Origin of the sequence: Chryseobacterium suipulveris, from assembly GCF_022811685.1 — a bacterium.
GTDB classification, from domain to species: Bacteria; Bacteroidota; Bacteroidia; order Flavobacteriales; family Weeksellaceae; genus Kaistella; species Kaistella suipulveris.
In genome coordinates, this window is the sequence record NZ_CP094532.1 from 2,480,256 (window position 1) to 2,506,040 (window position 25,785).

General features: G+C 39.4%; 23 protein-coding genes. 8 read left to right on the forward strand and 15 right to left on the reverse strand.

Annotated features, from left to right (window positions below; translation table 11 throughout):
* Positions 1-933, forward strand: coding sequence for a glycosyl transferase family 90 (locus MTP09_RS11645; protein ID WP_243548528.1), 933 nt, complete (start codon positions 1-3; stop codon positions 931-933).
* Between the two features lie 20 nt (positions 934-953).
* On the opposite strand, the gene MTP09_RS11650 is transcribed toward MTP09_RS11645, so the two are convergent.
* Complete coding sequence (locus MTP09_RS11650; protein WP_243548529.1) at positions 954-2,255, reverse strand: glycosyltransferase; 1,302 nt, start codon at positions 2,253-2,255, stop codon at positions 954-956.
* Between the two features lie 167 nt (positions 2,256-2,422).
* Here MTP09_RS11650 and MTP09_RS11655 point away from each other — a divergent pair, with 167 nt between their 5' ends.
* Positions 2,423-3,235: a hypothetical protein gene (locus MTP09_RS11655; protein ID WP_243548530.1), complete on the forward strand. Its 813-nt coding sequence runs from the start codon at positions 2,423-2,425 to the stop codon at positions 3,233-3,235.
* Here MTP09_RS11655 and MTP09_RS11660 read toward each other — a convergent pair.
* The 8 genes from MTP09_RS11660 to pdxA all read right to left on the reverse strand — a co-directional run bounded on the left by MTP09_RS11660 (position 3,230) and on the right by pdxA (position 10,474).
* Positions 3,230-4,183 (reverse strand): glycosyltransferase family protein, encoded by a 954-nt coding sequence (locus tag MTP09_RS11660; protein ID WP_243548531.1) that lies wholly within the window; start codon positions 4,181-4,183, stop codon positions 3,230-3,232. The genes MTP09_RS11655 and MTP09_RS11660 overlap by 6 nt on opposite strands.
* A 71-nt stretch (positions 4,184-4,254) precedes the next feature.
* Positions 4,255-5,022 carry a glycosyltransferase family 2 protein gene (locus tag MTP09_RS11665; protein ID WP_243551656.1) on the reverse strand — a complete coding sequence of 256 codons (768 nt, stop codon included), beginning with the start codon at positions 5,020-5,022 and terminating at the stop codon, positions 4,255-4,257.
* The gene (rocD, locus tag MTP09_RS11670) at positions 5,023-6,276 is read right to left on the reverse strand and encodes an ornithine--oxo-acid transaminase (protein WP_243548532.1); all 1,254 of its coding nucleotides are present in this window, start codon (positions 6,274-6,276) and stop codon (positions 5,023-5,025) included. It lies immediately after the preceding gene.
* Positions 6,277-6,378: 102 nt separating this feature from the next.
* Positions 6,379-7,731 carry an acetyl-CoA carboxylase biotin carboxylase subunit gene (accC, locus tag MTP09_RS11675; RefSeq protein ID WP_243548533.1) on the reverse strand — a complete coding sequence of 451 codons (1,353 nt, stop codon included), beginning with the start codon at positions 7,729-7,731 and terminating at the stop codon, positions 6,379-6,381.
* A gap of 84 nt (positions 7,732-7,815) precedes the next feature.
* Complete coding sequence (accB, locus tag MTP09_RS11680) at positions 7,816-8,298, reverse strand: acetyl-CoA carboxylase biotin carboxyl carrier protein (RefSeq protein ID WP_243548534.1); 483 nt, start codon at positions 8,296-8,298, stop codon at positions 7,816-7,818.
* 126 nt (positions 8,299-8,424) lie between these two features.
* Positions 8,425-8,628, reverse strand: a complete 204-nt coding sequence (gene rpmF / locus MTP09_RS11685) for a 50S ribosomal protein L32 (RefSeq protein ID WP_243548535.1) — start codon at positions 8,626-8,628, stop codon at positions 8,425-8,427.
* 57 nt (positions 8,629-8,685) lie between these two features.
* Complete coding sequence (locus MTP09_RS11690) at positions 8,686-9,207, reverse strand: YceD family protein (RefSeq protein WP_243548536.1); 522 nt, start codon at positions 9,205-9,207, stop codon at positions 8,686-8,688.
* Positions 9,208-9,385: 178 nt separating this feature from the next.
* Positions 9,386-10,474, reverse strand: coding sequence for a 4-hydroxythreonine-4-phosphate dehydrogenase PdxA (gene pdxA / locus MTP09_RS11695; RefSeq protein WP_243548537.1), 1,089 nt, complete (start codon positions 10,472-10,474; stop codon positions 9,386-9,388).
* A gap of 178 nt (positions 10,475-10,652) precedes the next feature.
* On the opposite strand from pdxA, the gene MTP09_RS11700 reads away from it, so the two are divergent.
* From MTP09_RS11700 to MTP09_RS11710, 3 genes are all read left to right on the forward strand, one after another.
* Positions 10,653-11,249 (forward strand): riboflavin synthase, encoded by a 597-nt coding sequence (locus MTP09_RS11700; protein WP_243551658.1) that lies wholly within the window; start codon positions 10,653-10,655, stop codon positions 11,247-11,249.
* The gene (locus MTP09_RS11705) at positions 11,236-12,690 is read left to right on the forward strand and encodes a sensor histidine kinase (RefSeq protein WP_243548538.1); all 1,455 of its coding nucleotides are present in this window, start codon (positions 11,236-11,238) and stop codon (positions 12,688-12,690) included. The genes MTP09_RS11700 and MTP09_RS11705 overlap by 14 nt, the downstream gene beginning before the upstream one ends.
* A gap of 128 nt (positions 12,691-12,818) precedes the next feature.
* Entirely contained in the window at positions 12,819-13,514 is a 696-nt protein-coding gene (locus tag MTP09_RS11710) for a tRNA1(Val) (adenine(37)-N6)-methyltransferase (RefSeq protein ID WP_243548539.1), read from the forward strand.
* Positions 13,515-13,520: 6 nt separating this feature from the next.
* Here MTP09_RS11710 and MTP09_RS11715 read toward each other — a convergent pair whose 3' ends face one another.
* Positions 13,521-14,099 carry a DUF6759 domain-containing protein gene (locus tag MTP09_RS11715; RefSeq protein WP_243548540.1) on the reverse strand — a complete coding sequence of 193 codons (579 nt, stop codon included), beginning with the start codon at positions 14,097-14,099 and terminating at the stop codon, positions 13,521-13,523.
* Positions 14,100-14,237: 138 nt separating this feature from the next.
* Between MTP09_RS11715 and tsf the strand changes: the two genes are divergently transcribed.
* Positions 14,238-15,062 (forward strand): translation elongation factor Ts, encoded by an 825-nt coding sequence (gene tsf / locus MTP09_RS11720; protein WP_243548541.1) that lies wholly within the window; start codon positions 14,238-14,240, stop codon positions 15,060-15,062.
* 15 nt (positions 15,063-15,077) lie between these two features.
* The gene (locus tag MTP09_RS11725; RefSeq protein WP_243548542.1) at positions 15,078-17,468 is read left to right on the forward strand and encodes a choice-of-anchor L domain-containing protein; all 2,391 of its coding nucleotides are present in this window, start codon (positions 15,078-15,080) and stop codon (positions 17,466-17,468) included.
* Here the strand turns inward: MTP09_RS11725 and fmt are convergent.
* From fmt to folK, 5 genes are all read right to left on the reverse strand, one after another.
* A complete protein-coding gene (fmt, locus tag MTP09_RS11730; protein WP_243548543.1) occupies positions 17,465-18,409 on the reverse strand; it encodes a methionyl-tRNA formyltransferase in 945 nt (314 codons plus the stop codon). The genes MTP09_RS11725 and fmt overlap by 4 nt on opposite strands.
* 197 nt (positions 18,410-18,606) lie before the next feature.
* Positions 18,607-20,511, reverse strand: a complete 1,905-nt coding sequence (locus tag MTP09_RS11735) for a RecQ family ATP-dependent DNA helicase (protein WP_243548544.1) — start codon at positions 20,509-20,511, stop codon at positions 18,607-18,609.
* Between the two features lie 81 nt (positions 20,512-20,592).
* Entirely contained in the window at positions 20,593-22,053 is a 1,461-nt protein-coding gene (locus tag MTP09_RS11740) for an OmpA family protein (RefSeq protein WP_243548545.1), read from the reverse strand.
* Positions 22,054-22,083: 30 nt separating this feature from the next.
* Positions 22,084-23,568: an OmpA family protein gene (locus MTP09_RS11745; RefSeq protein WP_243548546.1), complete on the reverse strand. Its 1,485-nt coding sequence runs from the start codon at positions 23,566-23,568 to the stop codon at positions 22,084-22,086.
* Positions 23,569-23,578: 10 nt separating this feature from the next.
* Positions 23,579-23,998, reverse strand: coding sequence for a 2-amino-4-hydroxy-6-hydroxymethyldihydropteridine diphosphokinase (gene folK / locus MTP09_RS11750; protein WP_243548547.1), 420 nt, complete (start codon positions 23,996-23,998; stop codon positions 23,579-23,581).
* Positions 23,999-24,021: 23 nt separating this feature from the next.
* On the opposite strand from folK, the gene sppA reads away from it, so the two are divergent.
* Positions 24,022-25,776, forward strand: coding sequence for a signal peptide peptidase SppA (sppA, locus tag MTP09_RS11755; protein ID WP_243548548.1), 1,755 nt, complete (start codon positions 24,022-24,024; stop codon positions 25,774-25,776).
* Positions 25,777-25,785 lie beyond the last annotated feature (9 nt).

The window sequence follows — 25,785 nt, forward strand, 5'->3', positions numbered from 1 at the left end:
ATGGCGGTAAAAAAGCAAAGCAAACAGCTCATGTACCTGAAAGGTTTTGCCAGAACGCTGCTTCCGGGAAGATCGGATTTCAGGAAAAGGATTGAAGAACTGAAGGCGAAGCTTACCGACGAACAACTGCAGAAAGTTAAAGAACGGGTCAATTATTACTGCCAATCTACTTTTCAACCCAATCCAGAAAGTGCGCTGATTAAGGATCTGAAGAACCCAAAAAATCCAAAAGCATACTATTTTGATACTTACGAATACGCCCAATATTTTGACGAGAATCTTCCACTCAATTTTGTCTTCGGTGATGTAACCGAGGTTCCCGAATTTCCGTCCATCGTCAAAAGTCGTCCGATTTCAGAAAATAACCAAAACAGCGTTTTGCTGAACCTCGATAAGACGCGGCATTTTGTTTGGGTGAAGGATTCCAAAAAGTTTTTGGATAAAAAGGATATTTTGATTGGGAGATGTGCGGTTTTTCAGGACAACCGTCATCGTTTTTTTGAGAGATATTTTGAACATCCAATGACAGACTTAGGGCAGGTCGACACTCTTGGAGGAAGGACTGAATGGAACAAACCGAAAATTTCTCTGGAAAAACATTTAGATTATAAATTCATTTTGAGTTTGCAAGGCAATGATGTCGCCACTAATTTAAAATGGATTATGTCCTCAAACTCGATCGCAGTAATGCCAAAACCAACTATGGAAACGTGGTTTATGGAAGGCAAGTTGGTCGGAGGAAAACATTTTATTGAAATAAGAGAAGACTACTCAGATTTGGAAAGCCAAATGAATTTCTACATTAATAATCCCGAAATTTGTTTACACATTATTAAGAATGCAAATAATTTCTGCGAACAATTCTACAATCAAAATATTGAAGATTTGTGCAGTTTGTGGGTTTTGGAAAAACACCTTAATCTACCACACTAAAAGACTCATTGGCGGTAGCACTAATCTTCCCACATATATTTTCTTTTTTTGCCAGTAAGTTTATTCTGAAAATCTTTGAACCACAACTTTAGCTGAATAGGAAAATAACTCCTGAGTTTTTCTATTTTTTTTTGCAGTAGCTTATTTTCTAAAAGTAATAAGCCATCTTCGGAACTTTTCATTTCATTTGACTTTGAGTGCAGATGAATGTTGATAAACTTTAATCTGTTAGCTATTTTCTCACCAATCAATTTTGGGGAAAGTAAATGATGAACATCCTTTTTGCCTTGTTCAGCAATCATTTGCGCATACTCGAGATTTTGCATTACTTCTTTCATTAATTCCGCTGCATGATTGGTATCTGGATCTGCCCAAAAATCTTTTGCTGTGCTGAAATAATACATATCTTTTGCTGAAACTAATTTATATTTAACCAAAAAACTATTGTTAATTGTCATAAACTCATTGTTAGCTGAATAAGCCGTTGCAATAACCGGTTTTCCTAGGTACATTGATTCAGCCATTGTTAATCCAAATCCTTCCGAACGGTGAAGCGAAACAAAACAATCGCAACAATTCATCAAACTGTATAGCTCATTTTTTTCCAGTATTTCCTCAATTAAGATAATGCTTTTGTTGTTTCCGATTTTGCTGATTAAGATTTGCTTTTCTTTAGGAAATTCGTTACTCAAAGACGATTTTATCACTAAGATTACATCTGGATTATTTTTCCCAAATGCTTTTTCATAGGCCTCAATTGTTGCAATAGGGTTTTTTCTGTCGATCGAACTATAATAATCGAACATGGTGAGGAAAAGAAATTTATCCTCGGGAAGGTTTAATTCTCGTCTGCTTAAAGTCGGTTTTTCAATCTCGATAGAATGCATAAATTTTAACACCGGAACAGGCGAAACTTTAGAGATTGCTTCCGTACAAAAATTACTCGGCACCCAAATTTCATCGAAGAGATCAAAATAAACTTTCGACTCCTCAGGAAAGGTTTCTAATTCCCACGCCCAGAATGCAATATTATATTTTCCCAAAAAATATTTTCTATCCGTTTCGCCGATCAAGCCAAGTAATTTATCAATGTTTACCTGAACTAAATTTATGCTGTAAGGATTTTCTGCAGAAATTTTTTGTGTTCCATCAGTGCAATCTTTGATGTGTTTGGAGATATCTATATTGAAGTCATTAAGTACATAAGGGATTTCAGTGGTTTTTATCGCCCGAATATTGGCTCTCACTCCTTCTCCCAAACCAAATTGCTTATTGATATATCCAGAAATATTGACTCCAAAACTATCTTCCTTGAAATTCATTTTATACCTTTGTTAATACAGAAATCCACAAAAAACTTGCAGTAAGCAAAAATACTTAATAAATAGTGAATACCTCTTTTTTAAAAAAATATTTTTATAAATACCTCAACAAAAAGAAATACAGGGAATATAAGGATATCGTCCGTCATGAAGAACGAAGAAAAAAATTGAAAACAGAATTTCTTTCCCATCTTTCAGAAATCCAAAAATATCTGAAAACCGAACAGGAACTAAATATTTTGCATTCGGGACATATTGGGGATTTAATCTATTCGCTTCCCGTAATCAAAGAACTCAGCAAAAATTATCGTTGCAACTTGATCGTGAATATCGGAAAGCCAGCACAAACACATGCCTATAAACATGTTTCTGGGAATCTTTTGATTAATGAAAAACTGTATTCAAAATTACTGCCATTACTACAAAAAGTTTCTTATCTAAACAATATTGAAGTTTACAAGAATCAAAAAATCCATCTTAATTTTGATTTATTCAGAGAATTTCCGTTTGAACTAAATTTCATAACTGTTCGTTGGTACTCGCATCTAACAGGAGTTTTTCCAGACTTTACAAAACCTGCTCTGCAAGTGGAACCTCATCCCGTAATAAAAGATAAAGTGGTCATTATTCGAAGTTTTCGTGTTCGAAATTCTTTTGTGAATTATTCTTTTCTAAAAAAATATGACAACCTGCTTTTTGTGGGACTTCCAGACGAATTTGAAGATTTGAAGAGAACGGTTCCAAACTTAGAATACTATGACGCCAAGGACTTCTATGAGTTAGCGCAAATTATTAAAAGTTCAAAATTTTATTTGGGAAACCAGTCATTTGGATTTGCTTTAGCCGAAACAATGAAAGTTCCACGGCTTTTAGAGGCATATTCCGATTTTCCCGTGGTGCATCCTATTGGCGAAAACGCGTATGATTTTTATTTTCAGGAGCACTTTGAATTGCTTTTTGACAAACTTTACAATTCATAAATTAAACACTTTTTCTACCCAATGCTCCAGTGTATATTTTCTATAAATCTCCGGATCCAATTCCTTATAATCAGTTTCGAAAAAGGATTTTTCGAGGTTGGATAAGTCATCCTTTAATAGCAAAATATTATTGGGATTAAAGAAATCATAATCCTTGATGGTTTGGTTATCGGTGATGATTTTCTTTTTCAAAGCCATCGCCTCAAAAATCCGAAAACTTAATCCCGTTTGGTTTTCACGGGTCAGATCCAAAAGCACTTTTCCGCTTTTATAAAATTCGGGTACGTCTTTATGCGCCAATCTTCTTCGGGTAAAAAACACAGTTCGCTTACTGTCGAGATTTAAGTTTTCCTTCCACGCCTTTTTTCCAACGATTTTGGCGTAATAAGAAAGTCCCATTTTGTCCAGCTTCTTGGTGATTTTAGAAAGAATCTCAATCCGTTTATCGTATGATGCAATAAATACCATATCGAAAGACGGATTTTTATCTAATTGACTTTCAGGAAGATAATTGTAATTGGTAATTAATTGAAAGTTATGTTTCTTGGCATCGTCTTTGTCAAAACTAAAGATTTCGTCGAAGAGGTCGAAAAGGTGTTCCGCCGGACAACGCGCCAAACTGTCGTAAAGATAAGCGATATATTTCCCCGCAAATTTTTTGATTTCTTCGTGGTATTCACGCTCGATCAATTCGGGATTGATGACCAGAATCTGATCCTGCTTCCCGAGTTTTTTCAGCTGATCAAGGATCATTTCCTGTCGCTGCTTGTTTTTCAGATTACGCTTCAAAACAATCTTGGAAATGGTATTCTGAACTCTCGCCGAAAAACTCTTGTGTTGATAAGCCCCGATGTTGATATGATTCGCAACGATACCTCTCCTTTTCAGTTCCTCCACAATGTGTTCATCGTAATTCCAGAAATCAAAACTGATGACGCAAATCTTCATAAGTAAAATAATCTTCCGTTGTTCTCTACAATCATTAAACCAATTTCGAAAAACCGGTAAAGAATACAAATTTACTGATTTTTTTCCTCTTTTTTTAATGATTGATAAGTTTCAAAAACACTTAGGGTTTGCAAAGCGGCAAGTTGGAATCCTTCTTTGCCATCCAAGAAACCTAATCGCAAAAAATAGGTTTTGAAAAACTTAAAGAATGATTTTGCATATTGAGCGAAAGCACTGTATTTCCTTCCTTTATCAAAAAGTTCCTGTCCTTTCAGCACTCCGTAATGAATCATTTTCTTTCGATAGGAATCATAATCGGAAACGGAATAATGGAGCAGTTTATTTTTGAGAACACCCACTGTTCCTTTGACCTGAAGCGTTTCATGAACTTTCTTCTCAGCAATATATCTGCACTTGCTTTTACGGAAAAGCCGGAAATTCCTGTCGGTCTGGGTTCCAGAAAAATGAATGGGTTTTCCTGCAAAATAAAATTTTCTATAAAAATAGTAGGCGTCCTTTTTCTCCTTTTTCTTAAGTTCTGCAATAATCTCGAGTTTAAGTTTTTCGGGGATTCGTTCGTCGCCGTCCAGAAAAAGAATCCAGTCATTTTCAGCTTTGTCGATTGCAAAGTTCCTCTGTTTGGTAAAATCCTCAAACTTATTCTGGAACACTCTAACCTTCGGATTTTCGGACGCCAATTCTACGGTGTTGTCGGTACTGAAAGAATCCACAACGATAATCTCATCGCAGAAGTCGAAACAGTCAAGAACTTCACGAATGTTTTTTTCTTCGTTAAAGGTGATGATTGCACCGCTGACTTTGCCTTTCAGTTCCAATATTTATGCTTTCTTAAACTCCAAAACCGTTTTCTCAATAATCGCCACGCATTCCATAAGCTGTTCTTCGGTAATCACCAATGGCGGAGCGAGACGGATGATGTTTCCGTGCGTTGGTTTTGCAAGCAAGCCGTTCTTTTTCAGATCCAGACATAAATTCCAAGCGGTCGGTGAATGCTGCGAATCGTTGATGATGATGGCGTTGAGCAAACCTTTTCCTCGCACATTGGCAATCAGGTCGGTCTTTTCGATGAGTTTCTTCATTTCGGCTCTGAACAATTGTCCAAGTTTTTCCGCTCTTTCGGAAAGATTTTCTTCTTCTACCACATCTAAAGCAGCGGTAGCAACGGCACAAGCTAAAGGATTCCCGCCAAATGTAGAACCGTGTTGACCGGGATGAATGACGTTCATAATATGATTGTTCGCCAAAACCGCTGAAACAGGGTACATTCCGCCGGAAAGTGCTTTACCCAAAATCAGGATATCGGGTTGTACGTCTTCGTGATGACAGGCGATTAATCTGCCGGTTCTTGCGATTCCGGTCTGAACTTCATCGGCAATGAAAAGAACATTGTATTTCTTACACAATTCGGAAGCGCCTTTTAAGAATCCTTCGTCCGGAACGTAAACTCCCGCTTCACCCTGAATCGGTTCCACTAAAAATGCGGCGATGTTTTCCGCGTCTTCTTTTAGGACTGATTCTAATTCAGCCAAATCATTGTAAGGAATTTTAATAAATCCTGGCGTGAATGGTCCGTAATTATTGTGCGCATCGGGATCGTTGGAAAAGGAGACAATCGTGGTCGTTCTTCCGTGGAAGTTATTTTCGCAAACGACAATCTTTGCAGCATTTCCTTTAATTCCTTTTACTTCGTAACTCCATTTTCTGGCAATTTTCAAAGCGGTTTCAACAGCTTCTGCTCCGGAATTCATAGGAAGCACTTTATCGAAACCAAAAAGAGAAGTCACTTTCTTTTCGTATTCTCCTAATTTTGAGTTGTAAAAAGCTCGGGAAGTCAATGCTAATTTTTGCGCTTGATTCACCATAGCGTCCACAATTTTCGGGTGCGAATGACCTTGGTTTACAGCAGAATATGCCGAGAGAAAATCGAAATATTTTTTGCCTTCAACATCCCAAACGTAAACTCCTTCCCCTTTGTCTAAAACCACCGGAAGCGGATGATAGTTGTGCGCTCCGTACTGGTTTTCGAGTTCGATAAAATATTCTGAATTTTTGGTTTTCGCTGCTGTTGACATATTTTTTGAATTTTACTTTTTACAAAATTAATGATAAAATCTGATATTAATCTAAACAAAAAACTGCCCCAAAAAGGCAGTTTTATCAAATATTTTCAAGAACTAATTCTCGTATTTCTTGTCCATCACAAAATCTTCCATAAATTTCGTGGTGTAGTTTCCGGCGAGATAATCCTCGTTCTCCATTAGCTGTCGGTGGAAAGGAATCGTTGTCTTTACGCCTTCGATATAGAACTCCTCCAAAGCTCTTCTCATTTTTGCAATCGCTTCGTCGCGGGTTTGAGCCGTAGTAATCAGCTTTGCAATCATAGAGTCGTAGTTGGATGGGATCGTATAACCTGAGTAAACGTGCGTATCCACACGGATTCCGTGACCTCCTGGAATATTCAGTTCTGTAATTTTTCCTGGACTTGGGCGGAAATCGTTGAACGGATCTTCCGCATTAATCCTGCACTCGATGGAGTGGAGTTTTGGATAATGGTTGATTCCCGAAATTGGAGTTCCTGCAGCCAAAAGAATTTGCTCCCTAATTAAGTCATAATCAATTACTTGCTCTGTAATCGGGTGTTCTACCTGGATTCTGGTGTTCATTTCCATAAAGTAGAAATTGCGGTGCTTATCCACCAAGAATTCGATGGTTCCCACTCCTTCGTAACCGATATATTCTGCAGCTTTCACAGCGGCTTCTCCCATTTTTTCACGAAGTTCATCCGTCATAAATGGAGAAGGCGTTTCTTCTGTCAATTTTTGATTTCTCCTTTGAACGGAGCAGTCTCTTTCTGAAAGGTGGCACGCTTTTCCGAACTGGTCACCTGCAATCTGGATTTCGATGTGGCGCGGTTCTTCGATCAGTTTTTCCATATACATTCCACCATTTCCGAATGCTGCAACCGCTTCCTGAATCGCTGAATCCCAGTGTTCTTTCAATTCGGTTTCGTTCCACACTCGTCGCATTCCTTTTCCGCCACCACCTGCGGTCGCTTTGATCATCACCGGATAACCGATTTCCGCAGCAGTTTTTACGGCTTCTTCGTAGGAATCGATCAGTCCTTCGGAACCGGGAACACAAGGAACTCCGGCTTCCTTCATCGTGGCTTTTGCGTTGGCTTTGTCGCCCATTCTGTCGATCTGCTCAGGAGTCGCACCAATAAACTTGATGTTGTTTTTCTGGCAGATTCTGGAGAAGTTTGAATTTTCTGAAAGGAATCCGTATCCGGGATGAATCGCATCGGCATTTGTAATTTCTGCCGCGGCGATAATGTTAGGAATTTTAAGGTAGGAATCCTTGCTCATCGCAGGTCCGATGCATACTGCCTCATCAGCAAAACGTACATGGAGACTGTCTTTATCGGCAGTGGAATACACTGCAACAGTCTTGATTCCCATTTCTTTGCAGGTACGGAGGATCCGCATTGCAATTTCGCCACGGTTGGCAATTAATATTTTTTTGAACATCTTAATTAATTTGAAAATTGGGTAATTTGGAAATTTGAAAATGGATGACTATTTTGCCATCACTCAATTGTCAATTTTCTTTGATTAAGAAGGATCTACCAAGAATAATGGTTGGTCGTATTCTACAGGGGTTGCGTCGTCCACAAGGATTTTCACGATTTTTCCTGAAACTTCAGATTCGATTTGGTTGAAAAGCTTCATCGCCTCGATTACGCAGACAACTTTTCCGTTGGAAACTTCGTCGCCCACGTTGACGAAAACGTCCTTATCCGGTGCAGGTTTCCTGTAGAAAGTCCCGATCATCGGTGATTTGATGGCAACATATTTACTGTCGTCTAAAGCCGATTCCGTCGCTGCGGGTGCAGCAGCTGGTGCAGAAACCGGAGCTGCAGCAGGAGCTTGCTGTGGTGCGGTGTGGTAAACCTGCGGTTGTGGCACATAACTCATTTCACTTCCTGCAAGTGGAGTCTTGATGGTGATTTCGAAATCTTTTGTTTTGTATTTAACTTCAGAAACTTCTGCTTTAGACACAAATTTAATTAGATTTTGGATGTCTTTAATGTCCATTATTTTGGGTGTTTATTTTATATGCCAAAGATAGTAAAAAACGACAAAAAACAATAAAAAACCACCCGAAATTGAAAAAAATCGGGTGGTTTTGTATGAAAACGAAGACTTTTCGCGGTTTTCCGCTTAGTTTTCTTCTGTAGTTTCTACTGCTTTCTCCATTACTACTTTACCTCTGTAGTAGAGTTTTCCTTCATGCCAATGTGCTCTGTGATAAAGGTGCATTTCGCCTGAAGTTGCATCTTTTGCCAACTGCGGAACCTCAGCTTTGTAGTGAGTTCTTCTCTTATCTCTTCTTGTTGACGACTGTCTTCTCTTTGGATGTGCCATTTCTTTAGATTTTAAATTCTAAATTTTAGATTTTAAAATTCAGAATGAATTATGTTTTTAATTTTTGTCTTTTAATTTTTTCAGTGCGTCCCATCTCGGATCGCTCTCCTGCTCTTCTGTTTTCGGTTCGGATGCTTCGAATTTTTCCAGGATTTCCAAATCTTCGTCGGAAAGATTGGGCGAAACTTTCTTCATCGGGATCGAGAGCATCACATCTTCATAAATCAGCTGCGCTACATTGAATGCGTGATCAGAACTTGGGATCGTAATCACATCCTCGTCGCTGTCATCGTATTCTTCCCCGAATTTTACCAGAACCTTGATTTCATTTTCAATGGGATACTCAAAATTTTCGTTGGAGATATCGCAAATCAAACTGACCGTTCCGGAAGTTTTGATCCAGAATTCCAAGAAGGTGGTGTGTTTATCCATTAAAACATCGCCCACAATTTTGGGTTCTGTAAATTCCTGTTCAGTATCATAAAGTTGAAAGAACGCTTTGTCTATCTCAAATCTGAACTCGTGTTTGCCATTTTTCAGTCCGGAAAACACTACATCGTAATCTCTAAACCTGTCCATAAAATGAGTGTGCAAAAATATGCATTTTTTTTAATATTGCAAATTAATTCTGAAACAAATTTCTGCGAGCCATTTAAAATACAGAAAGCGAGCGATTGTTTTTCGGAAATTTTCTTAACCCCGACCCTAAAGGGCGGAAAATTTCTCGCAAAAGAGAAAGTTCTGTAGCAATTCTCTACTAGTGATTTTCGTCTTCCGGCAGATCTTCATCCACGCCGTTTGCCGCAACTTTTCTTGGTCGCAAACGATTCGTCATCAAATCGTTATATTCCTGTCTGTTCTTAAAAATTTTGATGGCCGCAAAAATCGCTTCAGAGAAACTTCTTTCATCCGCAAGGTTTTGACCCGCAATGTCATACGCAACTCCGTGATCGGGAGAAGTCCTGATAAAAGGCATTCCTGCCGTGTAATTCACTCCTTCTTCATAAGCCAAAGTTTTGAACGGCGCCAAACCCTGATCGTGGTACATCGCTAAAACGGCATCAAAACTTCTGTACTTTTCCGGTTGGAAGAAACTGTCGGCAGGAAACGGACCGAAAGCTAAAACCCCGTTATCAAACAGTTCGCGAATTGCAGGTTCGATAATTTCGATTTCTTCTTTGCCAATCGCACCACCGTCTCCCGCATGAGGATTCAGACCGAGAACGGCAATTTTTGGTTTTTGGATGCAGAAATCTTCGATCAGGCACTGGTTCAGTAACTTTATTTGTTTCTTGATTTTTTCTTTGGAAATGTTTTCGGCAATTTTCGATACTGGAATATGGTGCGTTGAAACAGCAACTTTTAAATCATCCGTCACCAAAAACATCAACCCTTTCTTGTTGAATTTTTCTTCGAGATAACCGGTGTGTCCTGCATGTTTGAAACCCTGCTTCAACATTTCATCCTTATTAATCGGCGCGGTTACCAAAACATCTACTTCACCGTTCATCAAGGCGTTTGTAGCAGCTTCGAGAGATTCGATTGCCATCTTGGTTGATTCTTCGGTTGGCTTTCCCAAATCCACATTTACATTGTCCTTCCACAGATTTACCATATTGATTTTGTCGCTTTGCGCGTGCGAAGCTTCATTAATATAATTAAAGGTCTGCTGCAGTTTGAAGATATTTTTCTGGTAGGTAAAGAGTTTTCCCGAACCGAAAATAACCGGGGTAAAAAAATCGGTGATGGATTTGTCTTTCAGCGCCTTCATAATGATTTCCGGACCAATGCCGTTGAAATCGCCGATCGAAATTCCCACCCTTATTTTATGCTGTTTTGCGCTCATTATCGTATCTTTGATAATTATTTGAATTTTACAAATTTAGGAAATTAGATTTTAGTTAGTAGAATTAATTTTGAAAGCATAAATCTTTATATTAATTAATCTATAAAAAATAAGAATCTAAGGTTAAAAAACAGTCAGTCACTTGGCTCTTTTCCCTAGCTTCTTGGCTCTTACCATTATGTTTACTGGAATTATAGAAGGAACCGGTACCGTAGAAAAAATAACCAAAAAAGAATCGAATATCGATTTTATCCTGAGCTGCGCATTTACGCATGAGCTGAAAATCGACCAAAGTTTGGCGCACAACGGATGCTGCCTCACTGTAGTGGAAACCAATGACGGGAAATATAAGGTAACCGCCATTAACGAAACTTTAGAAAAAACCAATCTCGGAAAATGGGAAGTGGGAACCATGGTGAATTTGGAACGTTGTTTGAAGTTTGATGGTAGACTCGATGGTCATATTGTTCAGGGACATGTCGATAAAATAGGGACAGTAAAAAACATTCAGGATTTGGATGGCAGTTTCGTGATTACCATTAATCATGAAGAAGCTGACGAATTTGTCACCGTTCCACAAGGTTCGATTACGGTAAACGGAATTTCGCTTACAGTCGCAGAAAGCGGTTCGGGAAGTTTTTCGGTGGCGATCATTCCCTATACCTGGGAATTCACGAATATGAAAACGCTCAAAATTGGCGATACTGTAAACCTGGAATTCGACATCATCGGGAAATACGTAACGAAACTGATGAAAAAAAATGCCGCTTTCTAAATACAAAGGATACAGCTTACGGAACAAGGTTTTCTGGGGATTCTTGCTAATCTGCTTTCTCAGCATCACAGGTTCTTCCGCGCTTTCGTTTTTTATTTTACGTAACAACGCGATTGAGCAAAGCAGCACCGATCTTCAGCGAAAGGCGGAGTCACTCATGTCGGCTCTGGATTATTCTGTTTCGCACAACCACGTTCAAACCCAGGATTTGCCACAGATTCTTTCGAACGATATTTTTGAGATTGCAGACATCAACAATCAGGATATCATTATTTATGACCTGAAAGGTAATTACCTGATTTCCAACAAAGACGTGAACCTGATCGCACAAAAGAAAATTGCAATTCCTGAACTGAACCGGATCCTGAAAAGTGACAAACGCGTTGATTTCAACAGCTACGACCCGGAGATTGACGCCAACGTGACTTCTTCCTACATGATCCTGAAAAACAATATGCTGGAACCGATCGGCATTGTGTACTTCCCGTATTACCACAACGATAGTTCATACTTCAATGTTTTTAAAAGATACCTTAACTACATTATACTCGTCAATCTGCTGATCGTGATTTTCGGAGTTTGGCTCAGCTGGATTATTTCGAATAACCTTACCAAAGCGGTAACCAAATTTTCGGAAATGATCAACAAAGTCGCCCTATTTGAAAACGATCCGAAACCGATCCGATATTACCAAAACGACGAACTGAACCAGTTGGTAAAAGCATACAACTCGATGATCCTGCAAATCAAGGAACAGAAGGAACGGCTCAGCTTCAAAGAAAAGGAGGAAGCATGGAGGGAAATGGCAAAACAGGTAGCGCACGAAGTGAAAAATCCATTAACCCCGATGAAACTCACGATCCAGAATTTCGAAAGAAAATTTGATCCGGCAGATCCCAATATCATCGAAAAAGTGAAGAAGATGAGCAAGACTGTAGTGGACCAAATCGATTTGGTAGCGACTGTTGCCAATGCTTTTTCGCAGTTCGCACAGCTTCCTGAGAAGAATAACGAAACCTTCAACCTCAATTCCGAGATTAGAAATATTTTAAATGTGTTCAGCGACGAGAAGATTTACTTCCACGCCAACAAAGAAAACATCATGATCAATATGGACAAAATTTATCTGTCCAGAATCATCACCAATCTCGTTGCCAACGCACAACAGGCAAAAGATGAAACCCGCGACAACATCATTAATGTAGATGTGGAACAGCGGCAGAAACGTGTGATTGTGACTGTAGAAGATAAAGGAGTCGGAATTAGCGACGATATGTACGACAGGATTTTCGAGCCCAACTTTACCTCGAAAACCAGCGGAACAGGACTTGGTTTAACGATGGTTCGGAAAATGGTCGAAGACTACAAAGGCGAAATCTCAGTAAAATCCGAAGTGGGGAAAGGATCAACTTTTACGATTTCTCTGCCAACGAATCTGTAGAGGTTTGGAGTTTGAGGTTTGAGGTCTGAAGTTTCATTAAAAGATTGTTTCGGGTTTCAAGTTTTAGGTTTCAAGTTTCAGGTTTCAAGTACTCTCCAACTCACCCGCTCACCTACACTCCAACTCCAATGAAGCCGTTTCATTTTCAGCAATTCACCGTCCGTCAATCCAAAGCCGTTTTCCGAGTGGGAACCGATGCGGTTTTGCTTGGCGCGTTGTGTTCGGTTTCAGGAAGAAATAAAATGTTAGAAGTTGGGACAGGAACAGGAATCATTTCGCTCATGTTGGCTCAAAGAAACCTTGATGCAGAAATCCTTGCCATCGACATTAATAAAGATGCGTCGGAACTTGCGGAAGAAAACTTCAGGGAGTCGCCTTTTCATGAAAGGATGAAAGTTTCTCAAGCAGATTTCAAAGCTTTTAAGCCATCAGAAAAATTTGACTTGATTATTTCCAATCCGCCCTATTTTGAGGAGAATTCTTCATCAAAAGATATTTTGGCGAGGCAGCAAACAGAACTTAACTTTGACTCACTGATTGAGAAATCGTCGAAGCTTTTAACCCCGAACGGAACTCTATCTGTTATTATTCCGTTTGAATCGGGAAGTTATTTCGAAAGCAAATGCCTTGAAAACAATCTGAAACTCCACAGAAAAACTTCGGTTTACGGAATCAGAAATTCGAGTCCGAAACGGGCGGTTCTCGAATTTGGCTTTGAAGAAAAAATTGTGGCAGAGAATTCTTTCACCATTGAAGAAACTCCAAGAAAATACAGCGAAGAATATTTAAAGCTAACTGAGAATTTCCATCAGTTTCAAAAGTAGAAATCGTTATTTCGGCGCATTCAAAGTAATCACGACATCTTTAGTGATATTCTTAGTGGATGAATATTTGGCGTCGCAAACAGATGTTGTAATATTATAACTCCCTTTGTCGAGCAGTAAAAAGTTTTGGTTGTTCGCAGGTACATCCAAATTATAGAAACGTCTTCCGCTGATTTTCACGATAAGGTTGCACTTGGACTTATTGACAATCTGCACATACGCGGTTTTGCTTGAAGGATCACTGTTGAACAGGTGGTTCAGCAAATCTGCGGTTCTCTTGTGTCTGTCATTGGTACCGTCTTTCGCTACGTCTCTTTTAATTTCGTTTTCCAATTTTTTTGTACTGATCGGCGCTACCGTAGGTTTAGCGACTGCGGATTGCTGTTTAGGTGACTTGTCGTTGTTGATGATGGCAAAGAGTTTTCGTTTGAACTCCGGTGTTTTCGGGTGGTTGGGATTGTATTTTACGAAATTGGCAATCACCTGTGCATCGGTACTTTTCTCAACCTGTTCCACCGTATATTTTGATTGAGAAAAAAAGAAAACCGAGAACAAAAAGGTGAATAAATAAAGGGCTCTTTTCATTAATATTTTGTTTTTTAGGATTTAATTTTTTTATAATAACGAGGAAATCTACTTTTTAGTTTGTTGCAAATTCATTACCTTTGCAGCGCTTAAAATTGGAAGCTAAAGTAACTAATTTTTAATTAAAAAAATAATTATATGTATACACCGGTTGCTGCAGATGTAGCTAAACTAAGAAACATTACGGGTGCAGGAATGATGGACTGCAAGAAAGCGTTGGTAGAAGCTGAAGGTGACTTCGACAAAGCAATTGAGAACCTTAGAAAAAAAGGACAGAAAGTTGCTGCCAACAGAGCCGACAGAGAATCTACAGAAGGTGCGGTAATCGCAAAAGTAAACGAGGACAACACTTTGGGAGCGATCATCGCCCTTAATTGTGAAACCGATTTCGTTGCGAAAAACGAAAGCTTCGTGGAACTTGCACACGAACTTGCTGAGCAGGCAATGATGTATGCTACTAAAGAAGAGTTCCTAAACTCTGACTTCCACGGAATTACCGTAGCTGAAAAAATGATCGAGCAAACCGGAGTAATCGGCGAGAAAATCGAAATCGGATCTTTCGAAAGAATTGAAGGTCCTTATTTGGGAGCTTATATCCACGCTGGAAACAAAATCGCTTCCATCGCTTCCCTATCTGCAAACGTTGACGGAGCTGCAGAAGCTGCAAAATCTGTTGCAATGCAGGTTGCAGCGATGAACCCAATCGCTCTTGATGAATCTATGGTATCTCAGGAAACCATCGATAAGGAATGGGAAATCGAAAGAGAACTTTTGACTAAAGAAGGAAAACCTGCAAATATTATCGACAATATCCTTAAAGGAAAAATGCAGAAATTCTACAAAGACAACACTTTGGTACACCAAGCGTTCATCAAAGACGGTGGAATCTCAGTTGCTGATTATGTGAAATCTGTAAACAGCGACCTGAAAGTAGTAGGTTACGTGAGAGTAAGCTTAGCTTAATTTCTCCCTTAAAATATGATTAAAATCTCTCCTGAAAAATCGGGAGAGATTTTTTGTTTGCTTAAATTTGTCGTCCCAAAAAAGCTGATTTTGAGAATTATTAATATTTTTTTCTTTTTAACCCTACTCTATTCATCAATACAAGTAAGAGCGCAGCAACCATACATCACTGTTGACACCTCAACTTACACCCCTGAACAACTTGTTCGGGCTATCTTTATTGGGAGTCAGAATGCGAGTTGCATCACCGTTTCCAATATCACTGCCAAAGGATGGCCCGATTTTGTGTCTGGAAAACCTGCAAGTTATGGCTATTTCGAAAAGGGAACTTTACCTTTCGAAATTGAAAAAGGAATTATTTTGAGCACGGGAAGTGCTGCAAAAGCACCAGGACCCAACAATTCACTTTTAGATGACGGAGACAATACGATCTGGTTAGGAGATCCCGATATTGGCAATTCGTATGTAAATGCTACCACTCTGGAATTTGATTTCGTAGCGCACCAATCCACAGGAATCAGTTTTGAGTACATTTTTCTTTCGGAAGAGTACCAAGCTTCAAATTGTCATTATTCTGATGCTTTCAAATTCCTCATAAAAAAAGCTGGTTCATCCGATGAATATGTTAATATAGCATTAGTTCCCGGGACAACAGATGCGGTAAGTTCTCTTTCCATTAATGGTGCGAGAGGGTGCGAAAAAAACATTGATTATTTTGGTGGCTTTAATACTGACACCTCAAATTCACCCACTAACTTTAACGGACAAACGAAAATACTGACCGCAAAAAAAGACAACATTGTAGCAGGAGAAAAATACCATATCAAATTAGTTATTGCAGATCACCTGAACTACCGTTACGATTCCGCAGTTTTATTAAAAGCAGGCAGTTTCGTTGGCAAAAAAGATTTAGGGCAGGATTTGCTAATTTCAAATGGTCATCCACTTTGCGAAGGAGACAACAAAATCCTCGATGCAACCACTCCTGGTGCAACATCTTATCAATGGTTTAAAAATGGAGTAACATTAACAGGGGAAACCAATCCAAAACTCACAGTTCCCGGAACTGTTACAAGTAACGGTGAATACGAGGTTGAAATTATTCTCGGTGGCTGTCTTCTTAAAGGAACAATCCGAATCGAAGTCGAAGAAAAACCAATCGTTCCACACGGCAACTTTACACATCCTCTCTGTGACAATAAGCTCGATGGAAATGTCCCAGTTGATTTTGATCAGGTCAGTCGGCAGATTATTTCTAATTTTAATAACAGTTACCTCCCAAAATATTACCTTAATCCGATCGACGCCCAAAATCCCACAGCAACTCCGCTTGCCAACGAATGGATTTTAACAGCACCTACAAAACTTTATATGCGAATAGAAAGCACTTTCGGATGTGCTCCCGTTTTTGGCGAAGTGACCTTAACCATCGGAAATAAGATTCCCTTGATAAAAAATACTTTTGCTAAAGATTTTTGCGATAATGGTCGTTTCGGCGAGGTTTCATTTAACCTCAATGATTACATTAGAGAATTTCATTCTACCATTCAGCCAACTTTTTTTAATTCGCTTGCTGATGCGAAAAACAATATAAATCCCATTTCATCAAACCAGACGATGAGTGACACGACCAAAATTTTCGGTCTCCGTTTTGAAAATTCCGCTCTGGGTTGCCCAAATGTCGCATCGATTACCATCAATAAAAAAACACCGAACGAATCAACATCACTGCATGACAAAACCATTTGTCCCGGAACAACCACGACATTAGATGCCGGTTCGGGATTCGATTACTACAAATGGAGCAACGGAATTGAAGGTGTTTCGGCGTCGAGTATTTCAAATGTCGGGATTGGTGATTACTCGGTGGAACTTACCTCGAACGGATGTACTTACAAACAGCACGTAAAAATAACCGAGGCACAGCTGCCAAAGATCGATCAAATTGACGTGACTGGAAACACCGCCACCGTATTTGCTTCCGGAGGAATTCCTCCATATTTCTATTCATGGGACGGCATTAATTTCTCTGATTCAAATGTTCTCAGAAATGTTCCACGGGGAAAACGCAATATTTATTTAAAAGATTCTCAGGACTGCACCAGTGTTACGAGAGAATTTTTGATTTTGAATCTAATTAACGTCATCACACCAAACGGAGACGGCAAAAACGACGTGCTGGATTATTCAGATTTAGTAATGAAAAAGGATGTGACTCTGGAAATTTTCGATCGATTCGGAAATGCCGTCTTCAAATCTCAGGACAGCCATTATATTTGGGACGGGAGTTCCAACGGCAAAATTGTTCCGACCGGAACTTATTGGTACGTTCTGAACTGGACCGAACCAGACACCAACAAACCCGTTTCTTACAAAGGATGGATATTGGTAAAACACAGGGATTAGACTCCAACAATCGAAATATTTTCAAATTCCCGGAAACCGTTCAAGAAATCTTTCACGTTCATTCTTTTCTTTCCTTCCAGTTGAAGTTCTTGCGGTAAGTAATATCCGTCTTTGGTAAATATTTTGAAAGTGTTTTTGTCAATTTCTAAAGTTCCCGGGGATTTCTGATGGTCTGAAATTTCAAAACTTCCGCTGAAAATTTTTAGGGATTTTTCTTCGTCCCCAATTTTCAAAGTTGTAAAAGCACACGGATACGGCGACATTCCTCGGATGAAGTTGTGGATCGTTTCTGAATCTAAATTCCAGTTGATTCGGGTATCTTCCTTAAAAATTTTAAAGGCATTTTTTGGATGTTCTACTGTTGGTTGCGGTTTTTCTTTCAAAGAATTTTCAGCGAGTCCGTCCAGAGTTTTTACCACGAGTTTTGCGCCCATTACCATCAGTCGGTCGTGGAGCTGACCTGCATTTTCGTTCGGTAGAATTTCGATTTCTTCCTGCAAAAGGATATTTCCCTCATCAATTTTCTCATTAATGAAAAAAGTGGTTGCACCGGTTTTTGTTTCTCCATTGATTACCGCATAATTGATCGGTGCTGCTCCGCGATAATCCGGAAGTAGCGATGCGTGGAGATTGAAGGTTCCCAATCTCGGCATTTCGAATAATATTTTCGGCATCATCCTGAAAGCCACGACCACGAAAACATCGGCTTCCAATTTCCTCATCTCTTCCAAAAATTCTGGATTCCTCAATTTCTCCGGTTGAAAAACGGAAAGATTGTTCTGTACCGCAAAAATTTTTACGGGGGATTCGTTAATTTTTTGTCCGCGACCGCTTGCTTTATCGGCAACGGTAACTACGCCTACAATTTCGTGGTTCGAGTGATAAATGGCTTCGAGAGATGTTTTTGCAAATTCTGGCGTTCCGAAGAATAAGATTTTCATTTGAGGTGATTTGAGGTGATTTGAGGTTATTTGAAGTTGTTTGAGATGGTTTGATTAGAGTTTCGAGTTCCAAGTTTCAAGTTCCAAGTTTCAAAATTTGGTATTTGCCAATAAATATTGTTTCAGTGTTACATTGTTAGATTGTTACATTAGTAAATTGCTACATTGATACATTGGTACATTGTTACATTGATAAATTAATCCTTAACAGCATAAGTCCTGAAATTCAACATTTTCACTTTCCCTGAATCGAGGAGATAAATCAAATTTTCAAGAATCGTTTCCTTTTGGTAATAGTTGAGTTGTATCGCGATCTCCTCAACATTGCATGGCTTTTTACGTAACACCTGCAGAATTTCGTGGGTCATATTTCTTCCGAAAACACTTTCTTTCTGCTTTTCGCATACGGAACATTTTCCGCAGTTCTTGATGTTTTTTTCACCGAAATAAGAGAGGATCATTTTCATCTTGCAAAACTCTTCGTTCCTGGTGAAGAATTTCATTTCTTCCCATTTGCGGATTTTATTTTTTTGGATTTGCTCGAAAAGTTTCCAATATTTTCCATTGATTGCTCGGTCGTCGCGGTGTTTCAGGAATTTAATGCTGGATTGCGCACCGTCGATGTATTCAAGGTAATTCCGTTGCTGCATTTCTTTCAGCCGCTCCTTCAACTGATGTGGGTCGGTTCGTATTTTCTGGCTCAAAGCAATTTCGCCAAACATCGTCTTGTGCGTAGTCAATCCTGAAATATTCCGCAGAAGGAGTTCAATGAAATAACCGTCCTTCTTTGGAAGTAGATCAATTTCATCGTGGGAAATTTTTAATTCTACTGACGAGTGCGACTTGTTGTTATTAAAGAAAACAATTTCCTGGTTGTGCAAAAAGTTGAGAACATTCCTAATTTTTGCCTGCGAGCATTTTGTAAAATTCTGAATGCGCTGCAACTGCAGTTGAAAAACATTTTCCGGTAAATCATTTTCTGCAATCTGAAATGCGGAATACAGATAACTCACGATTTTTTGAAACTCAGATTTTGATGGAATCTGGTGTTGCAGAATATCATCAAAATTCTTCAATTCCTGATCGTTCCAGAAAAGAAAAGTGTAGGAATCATTTCCATCCCGACCTGCTCTTCCGATTTCCTGATAATAATTTTCAACCGATGGTGAAGGTGAGAAATGTATGATGAGCCGAACATTTTCTTTGTCGATTCCCATTCCGAATGCATTGGTCGAAACCAAGACCTGGTTATTCTGCTCGATCCAGAATTTCTGTTTCGCGTTTTTTTCTTTTACGGGAAGTCCGGCGTGGAAGTAATCCACATTATCTACATTATTCCGTTTCAAAAATTTCACAAGTTCTTCCGAATCCTTTCTGGTCCTTACATAAATAATTCCTGATGATCGGTTGTACCTCATCAGATTCAAGATCCGTTCGTACTTATCCGAAATATTTTCAGTAATGATGCGGATATTGGTTCGCCGAAAACTTTTCTTGAAAACCGCGGGGTTTTTAAAATTGAGTTTCTGTTGGATTTCATCCAGAACTTTGGGAGTCGCAGTCGCTGTTAAAGCAAGGCAGGGAATTTTACCCAAATTTTCTCTGAAACCTTTGATATTCTGGTAACTCGGTCGAAAATCCTGTCCCCATTCGGAAATACAATGCGCTTCATCAATGGCAATAAACGAAACTTTTATTTCTTCGATGTTTTGGAGAAAAAACCGGTTCGTCAACCTTTCGGGTGAAACATATAGGAGTTTGGTAACTCCGTCTTTACAGCGGTTCAGGATGGTTTCTGAATCAAATTCGTCGAGTTCCGATGAAAGATATTCTGCTTCTATCCCCTTCATTTTTAGTTGGGAAACCTGATCCTTCATCAATGCCAAAAGTGGCGAAACCACGATGCACGTTCCTTCCTGAATAAGCGCTGGAAGTTGATAGCACAGAGATTTACCTCCACCAGTCGGCAAAAGCGCAAGTGTATCATTCCCCGAGATTACAGAATTAATGATTTCTTCCTGGGAATCGCGAAAAGTGTCGAACCCCCAAAAATGTTTAAGGGTCTCGGTCTTTAACCTTGAAAAATCCTGCTCGGAAATCATCTTGTAAAAATACTGAAACTAAGGTTTGAAAACAAAAAAGCCACGCAATTGCGCAGCTTTTTGTTATGATTTGCAAAAGAATTATTTTGCTTCGAAGTAAACTCTACGGTTTGCTCTGTTTTTCCATTCAGGACATTTTATAGCTGGTTCACATTCTGGATATTTAAGGTCTTTTTCACCTCTACCGATTACGTTAAGTTTTGAACCGTCTGCACCGTATTTAATCAGATAATTCTTAACATTGTTTGCTCTTCTTTCAGAAAGTTTCTGATTATAGGCGTCAGTTCCTCTGGTATCAGTTCCACCGATCACATTATATGATCCTGGAGTTGAATTGATATAATTAATAGCGTTATCAAGGATCGGCGTGTTGGAAGGGAGAATTCTATCTGAATTCAAATCAAACTCAATTCCTTCTAAAGTTTTTGTTTCTTCGCTCACTAAAGTCGAACCTGAAGTTGTTCCATTATTATACGGACATCCGTTATTTTCAACAGGTCCAGGAACGGTAACACACTTGTCATAAAGGTCGATAACACCATCCAAATCGGTATCCAACGCTACACCTGCTCCGTCAACTCTTGCACCTGTAGGAGTGTCAAGTTGTCTGTCCCAATCATCACAAACTCCATCATTATCAGCATCACCACTTTTACAAACTTCCACGTCTTGGTTTTTATCAGCAAGAACATCGAGTTTATAATAGATTTCCTGTAGTGGATCATGCCAGAAAAGATGAGACTCGTGTTTGCCCAGATTTAAGGTTGCCCCAACCGAAATATTAATCAGGTTGTCGGAAGGGTTGTCATTTCTCTTGCCGTTATAGCCAGTTCCACCTGCACCGTCGAAAGTATCATCACCGCTTACTACATACATCATTCTACCTTCAATATCCAATTCTTTTGTAGCACGGTATTTCAGCCCAGCTCCCGCCTGTCCGAAGATACTTCCTAAAGAAAACGGCTTTATTTCTGTAATTAATGCCTGATTGTAAGCAGAACCAGGATCCTGTCTAAATGCCCTGTAAGCCAAAGTACCAACTCCCGCATAACCGTGAAGCGCCCATCTGAATGGCGAGTGGTTATCAACTCTTCTCAATAAATTAGAAAAATTGATATCTCCTAAAACAGAAATCGCATCAAACTGTGTTCTAGCTCCTGCCGCAGTAGAGGCAACGTGGTCTCTAGTATCTACAAAACCCTGTCTTGTTTCACCTTTGTCATACTGCAACTTTAGACCGAAAGCATGAGTCAAAGCTTTGTCAACACTTAAATATGCGGACCAGCCAAATAGATTTTTTCCTGCTCCAAAGCCCTTAATGGAAGTCAAGTCGGCTGACTGCATCAATGGCACCCCTGCTCCTGCAGACACCGCCCAATCATTAAATCTCTTAGATTCCTGGGTGAAAGGCGATACATTTGCAGATCCTGAAGTATATGCATTTGGATATTTACCGGTCGTCGAAACTGCAACCGAATCCTGTGCGAAAACTGCAACTGGAGCAATCAAGGCAAATGCAATGCTGGTTAATCTTAATTTCATATCTCTATTTTATTTTATTAATATTGTGTATTATTTCTGAATAAAGTAAACTCTTCTGTTTTCTTCGTTTTTCCATTCAGGACAATTAGTTGCCGGATCACATTCCGGATATTTCAAGTCGGTTTTTCCTCGCCCTTCAGCTGTGAGAATCTGTGAGCTAACCCCTTTCTTCACCAAGTAGCTAACAACCGCATCGGCTCTTCGCTGGGACAACTTTTGATTAAGGGCAGCTGAACCTCGCGCATCTGTAGCACCAATCACTGCAAATTTGTTGCTACTATCAAGTCCCTTTATTATCTCTGCTGCCTGATCAAGTTTGTCAAACGACTGAGGTCTAATTTTTGCGCTGTTAAGTTCAAACTCAATCCCTTCGAAAAATTTATTTACTTCTTCAATATTTGTTGCGGTATTAGAACCGTCATAAGTATTTGCTGGAGGGCAACCGTTATTCTCAACTGGACCGGGAACGGTAACACACTTGTCGTAGAGATCAATTACTCCGTCTAAATCCATGTCTAAAGCAACACCTGCTCCATCAACTCTTGCTCCTGCCGGCGTATCAAGCTGTCTATCCCAATCATCACAAACACCGTCGTAATCATGATCACCTTTTTCACAAACAACAAAATCTACAACTGTATTCTCCAGAATATTTGTTCTTCTATAGGCATCTTGCAATGGATCAAACCACCGGAGATGGGTATCGTGTTTTCCGAGCTTGAAAGAAAGCCCAAGGTTCGCGGTTATCATGTTATCGGAATGTCCTGGTGTAATCGCGTTATATGCAGGTTTTGCATCTGAACTCCAACCGCCACCATCGAAGGAATCGTCGCCTGTCGCCACATACATCACTCTTGCTTCGATATCAACAAGTTTTGACAAATTGTAACTCAACCCTGTACCAAACTGGAAGAAGAAGGAATCAATCCTAAGATCCTGCTGAATTTCAATAGGAATTCTTTTTGGAACATCATTCCACCGTGAAGCATCGTTATCTAACAACAAAGTATTATACCCTTGTAAACCAATTCCCGCATAGCCATGAAGTGCCCATTTAAAATTTGAATGATTGTCAACACGTCTTAAGAGATTGGAAAAATTAAGATCCCCTAAAAGAGAAATTTGATGATATTTTGTCCACGCTGTTCCAACTCCTGCTTTCACTCCGGCTTGTCCCGGAAGCAAAGCTTTCTGATTGGTTTTACCCATAGAACCCATTAAACTCAACGCAAAAGTGTGGCTGATTTGCTTATCCAGACTGATATATCCGTTCCAGCCGAAATTCACTTTTCCATCATAGAAAGAGTTTACGTCGGCTGCATGCAAAAATGCACCGCCTCCACCTACAGAAACGGACCAATCTCTAAATTTCCGAGCTTCATTATTAAAAGGATATACATTTGCAGATCCGTTGGAATAAGCATTGGGATAATCTCCCGCATCATTAACTTTCGAATTATTCTGAGCAAAGAATGCGACAGGAGCGAATAGAGCTAACAATAAATTTAATCTCATATTGGTGTTTTTATTCCGATAACTGGCTCAACAATCTTTTAGAAAAATCCCTTTGGGAAAGATGCTTTTTATGCGGAATCTCTAATCTGGAACTCCAGAATTTAACATTCCCGTAGGTCACTACATCAATATCAATAATCCGGTCAAGATATTCTTTAGTAGAAAACGTGTCTTTATTCCTTCCCATTTTCTTTTCAATATTCTTGACGGATTTCAAGAGTTTTACTGGCGAAAATTGTGTTTTTATCAGTACTGCAATATTACAAAAAAAATTACTAGTCACAAACTCCACAGGAGCTGTTTTCATGATTTCACTCACTTTTTTTATCTCGCCAATTTCCTCTCGAATATGCCTTAATGCGGCTTCAATATTTTCCTCTGGATTTCCTAAATTGCTACCGAGTAACAAAGTGACTACATGTTGCGACATATCGTTAAAATTTATATAAAACTATGAAAAGTTTTTTCAAAAATGTACTGGCAAATATAGTGGCTGTCATGATTCTGATTGCGATTTTCTTCATGTTTATTCTGATGATGGTCGCTGCAAGTGCTTTCGGCGACAGCAAACCAAACATCAAAAAGAATTCCATTCTTACTCTGGATTTTAAGACCAACATTATCGATAGTCCCACTGAAGATAGACAGGAATTTATGTTTCCGTCGGGAGACAGCCAAAAAAACGTATTGATCTACGACATGCTCGAAGCCATCAAGAAAGCAAAAACCGATGACAAGATAAAAGGCATCAGCATCGAAACCGACAGATTAAGCGCGGGAATTTCGCAACTCGACGATATTCGTGCTGCACTTGAAGACTTTAAGAAAAGTGGAAAATTTGTTTACGCCTATGGAAACGCCGTTTCACAGGGAGCTTACTATCTCGGCTCTGTTGCCGATCAATATTTCCTGAATCCTTCGGGTGGAATTGAGTTGAGAGGAATGTCAACGGAGGTCCCTTTCTTTAAAAATTTCACCGAAAAATACGGGATTGGAACCGAAATCATCCGTCACGGAAAATTTAAAGCTGCAGTGGAACCTTATATGAGAAATGAGATTTCGCCTGAAAACAGGGAACAGCTTACCACTTTATTAAACGATATCTGGAAAAACACTTCCGCCAGAATCTCCAGTTCAAGAAAAATTGACTCCGCGCAGTTCCGAACCGTTGTCGACAGTCTTTACGGAATCATTCCCGACCTCAGCTTGCAGCACAAACTCGCCGATAAACTTGTGCAAAAAACCGAATACGACGAATTCCTAAAATCGAAACTTCAACTGAAGGAAAAAGAAAAACTAAGCAAGGTTTCCTTTACAAAATACATCAATTCTTTTAGTGAGGACAATATCGACAAGAACAACCAGGTTGCTGTTCTGTACGCTTCTGGAGCGATTTACGACGGAGAAGGATATGACAATGTTTATGCAAAAAATTTCGTGAAAGAAATCAAGAATCTCACTGAAAACGATAAAGTTAAAGCAGTGGTTTTCCGCATCAACTCTCCAGGAGGGAGCGCACCTGCATCAGACGAAATCCTGTTTGAACTGCAACAACTTAAAAAGAAAAAGCCACTTGTCGTTTCTCTCGGAGATTATGCAGCATCAGGGGGTTATTATATTGCGATGAGTGCCGACAAAATCTATTCAGAGCCCAACACGATCACTGGATCAATCGGAGTTTTCGGAGTATTTACCTATCTTAAAGAAATGGCTGCAAAAAACGGAATCAGAGCAGATGCAGTTGCGACGAACGCCAACTCCAATAGCTATTCTTTAATTAATGGGGTTTCGCCTGGAACAGTGACTATGATGACCAAAAGCGTTGAAGGCACTTATAAAAGATTTGTACATTTTGTAACCGTTAACAGAAAAAAATCCTTCGAGCAGATTGATGAAGTCGGCGGCGGAAGAGTATGGAGCGGAACACGCGCCAAACAGATCGGGCTCGTTGACGAACTGGGAAGCTTGACCGACGCGATAAACTTTGCCGCGAAAAAAGCAAACCTGAAGGACTACAATGTTTCAACTTATCCTAAGAGAATGTCGCAGTTTGAGCAATTTTTCAAAGGAATGGAAGAAGACGAGATAACTGCAAAACTTATCAAGAACAGAATAGGAGCCGAGAACTACAAGATTTTCGAACAGCTGAAAAATCCAAACTTGAAAGGCGGTGTGATGATGGAAATGCCTTATCAGGTTAAATTTTAACCTTATAAC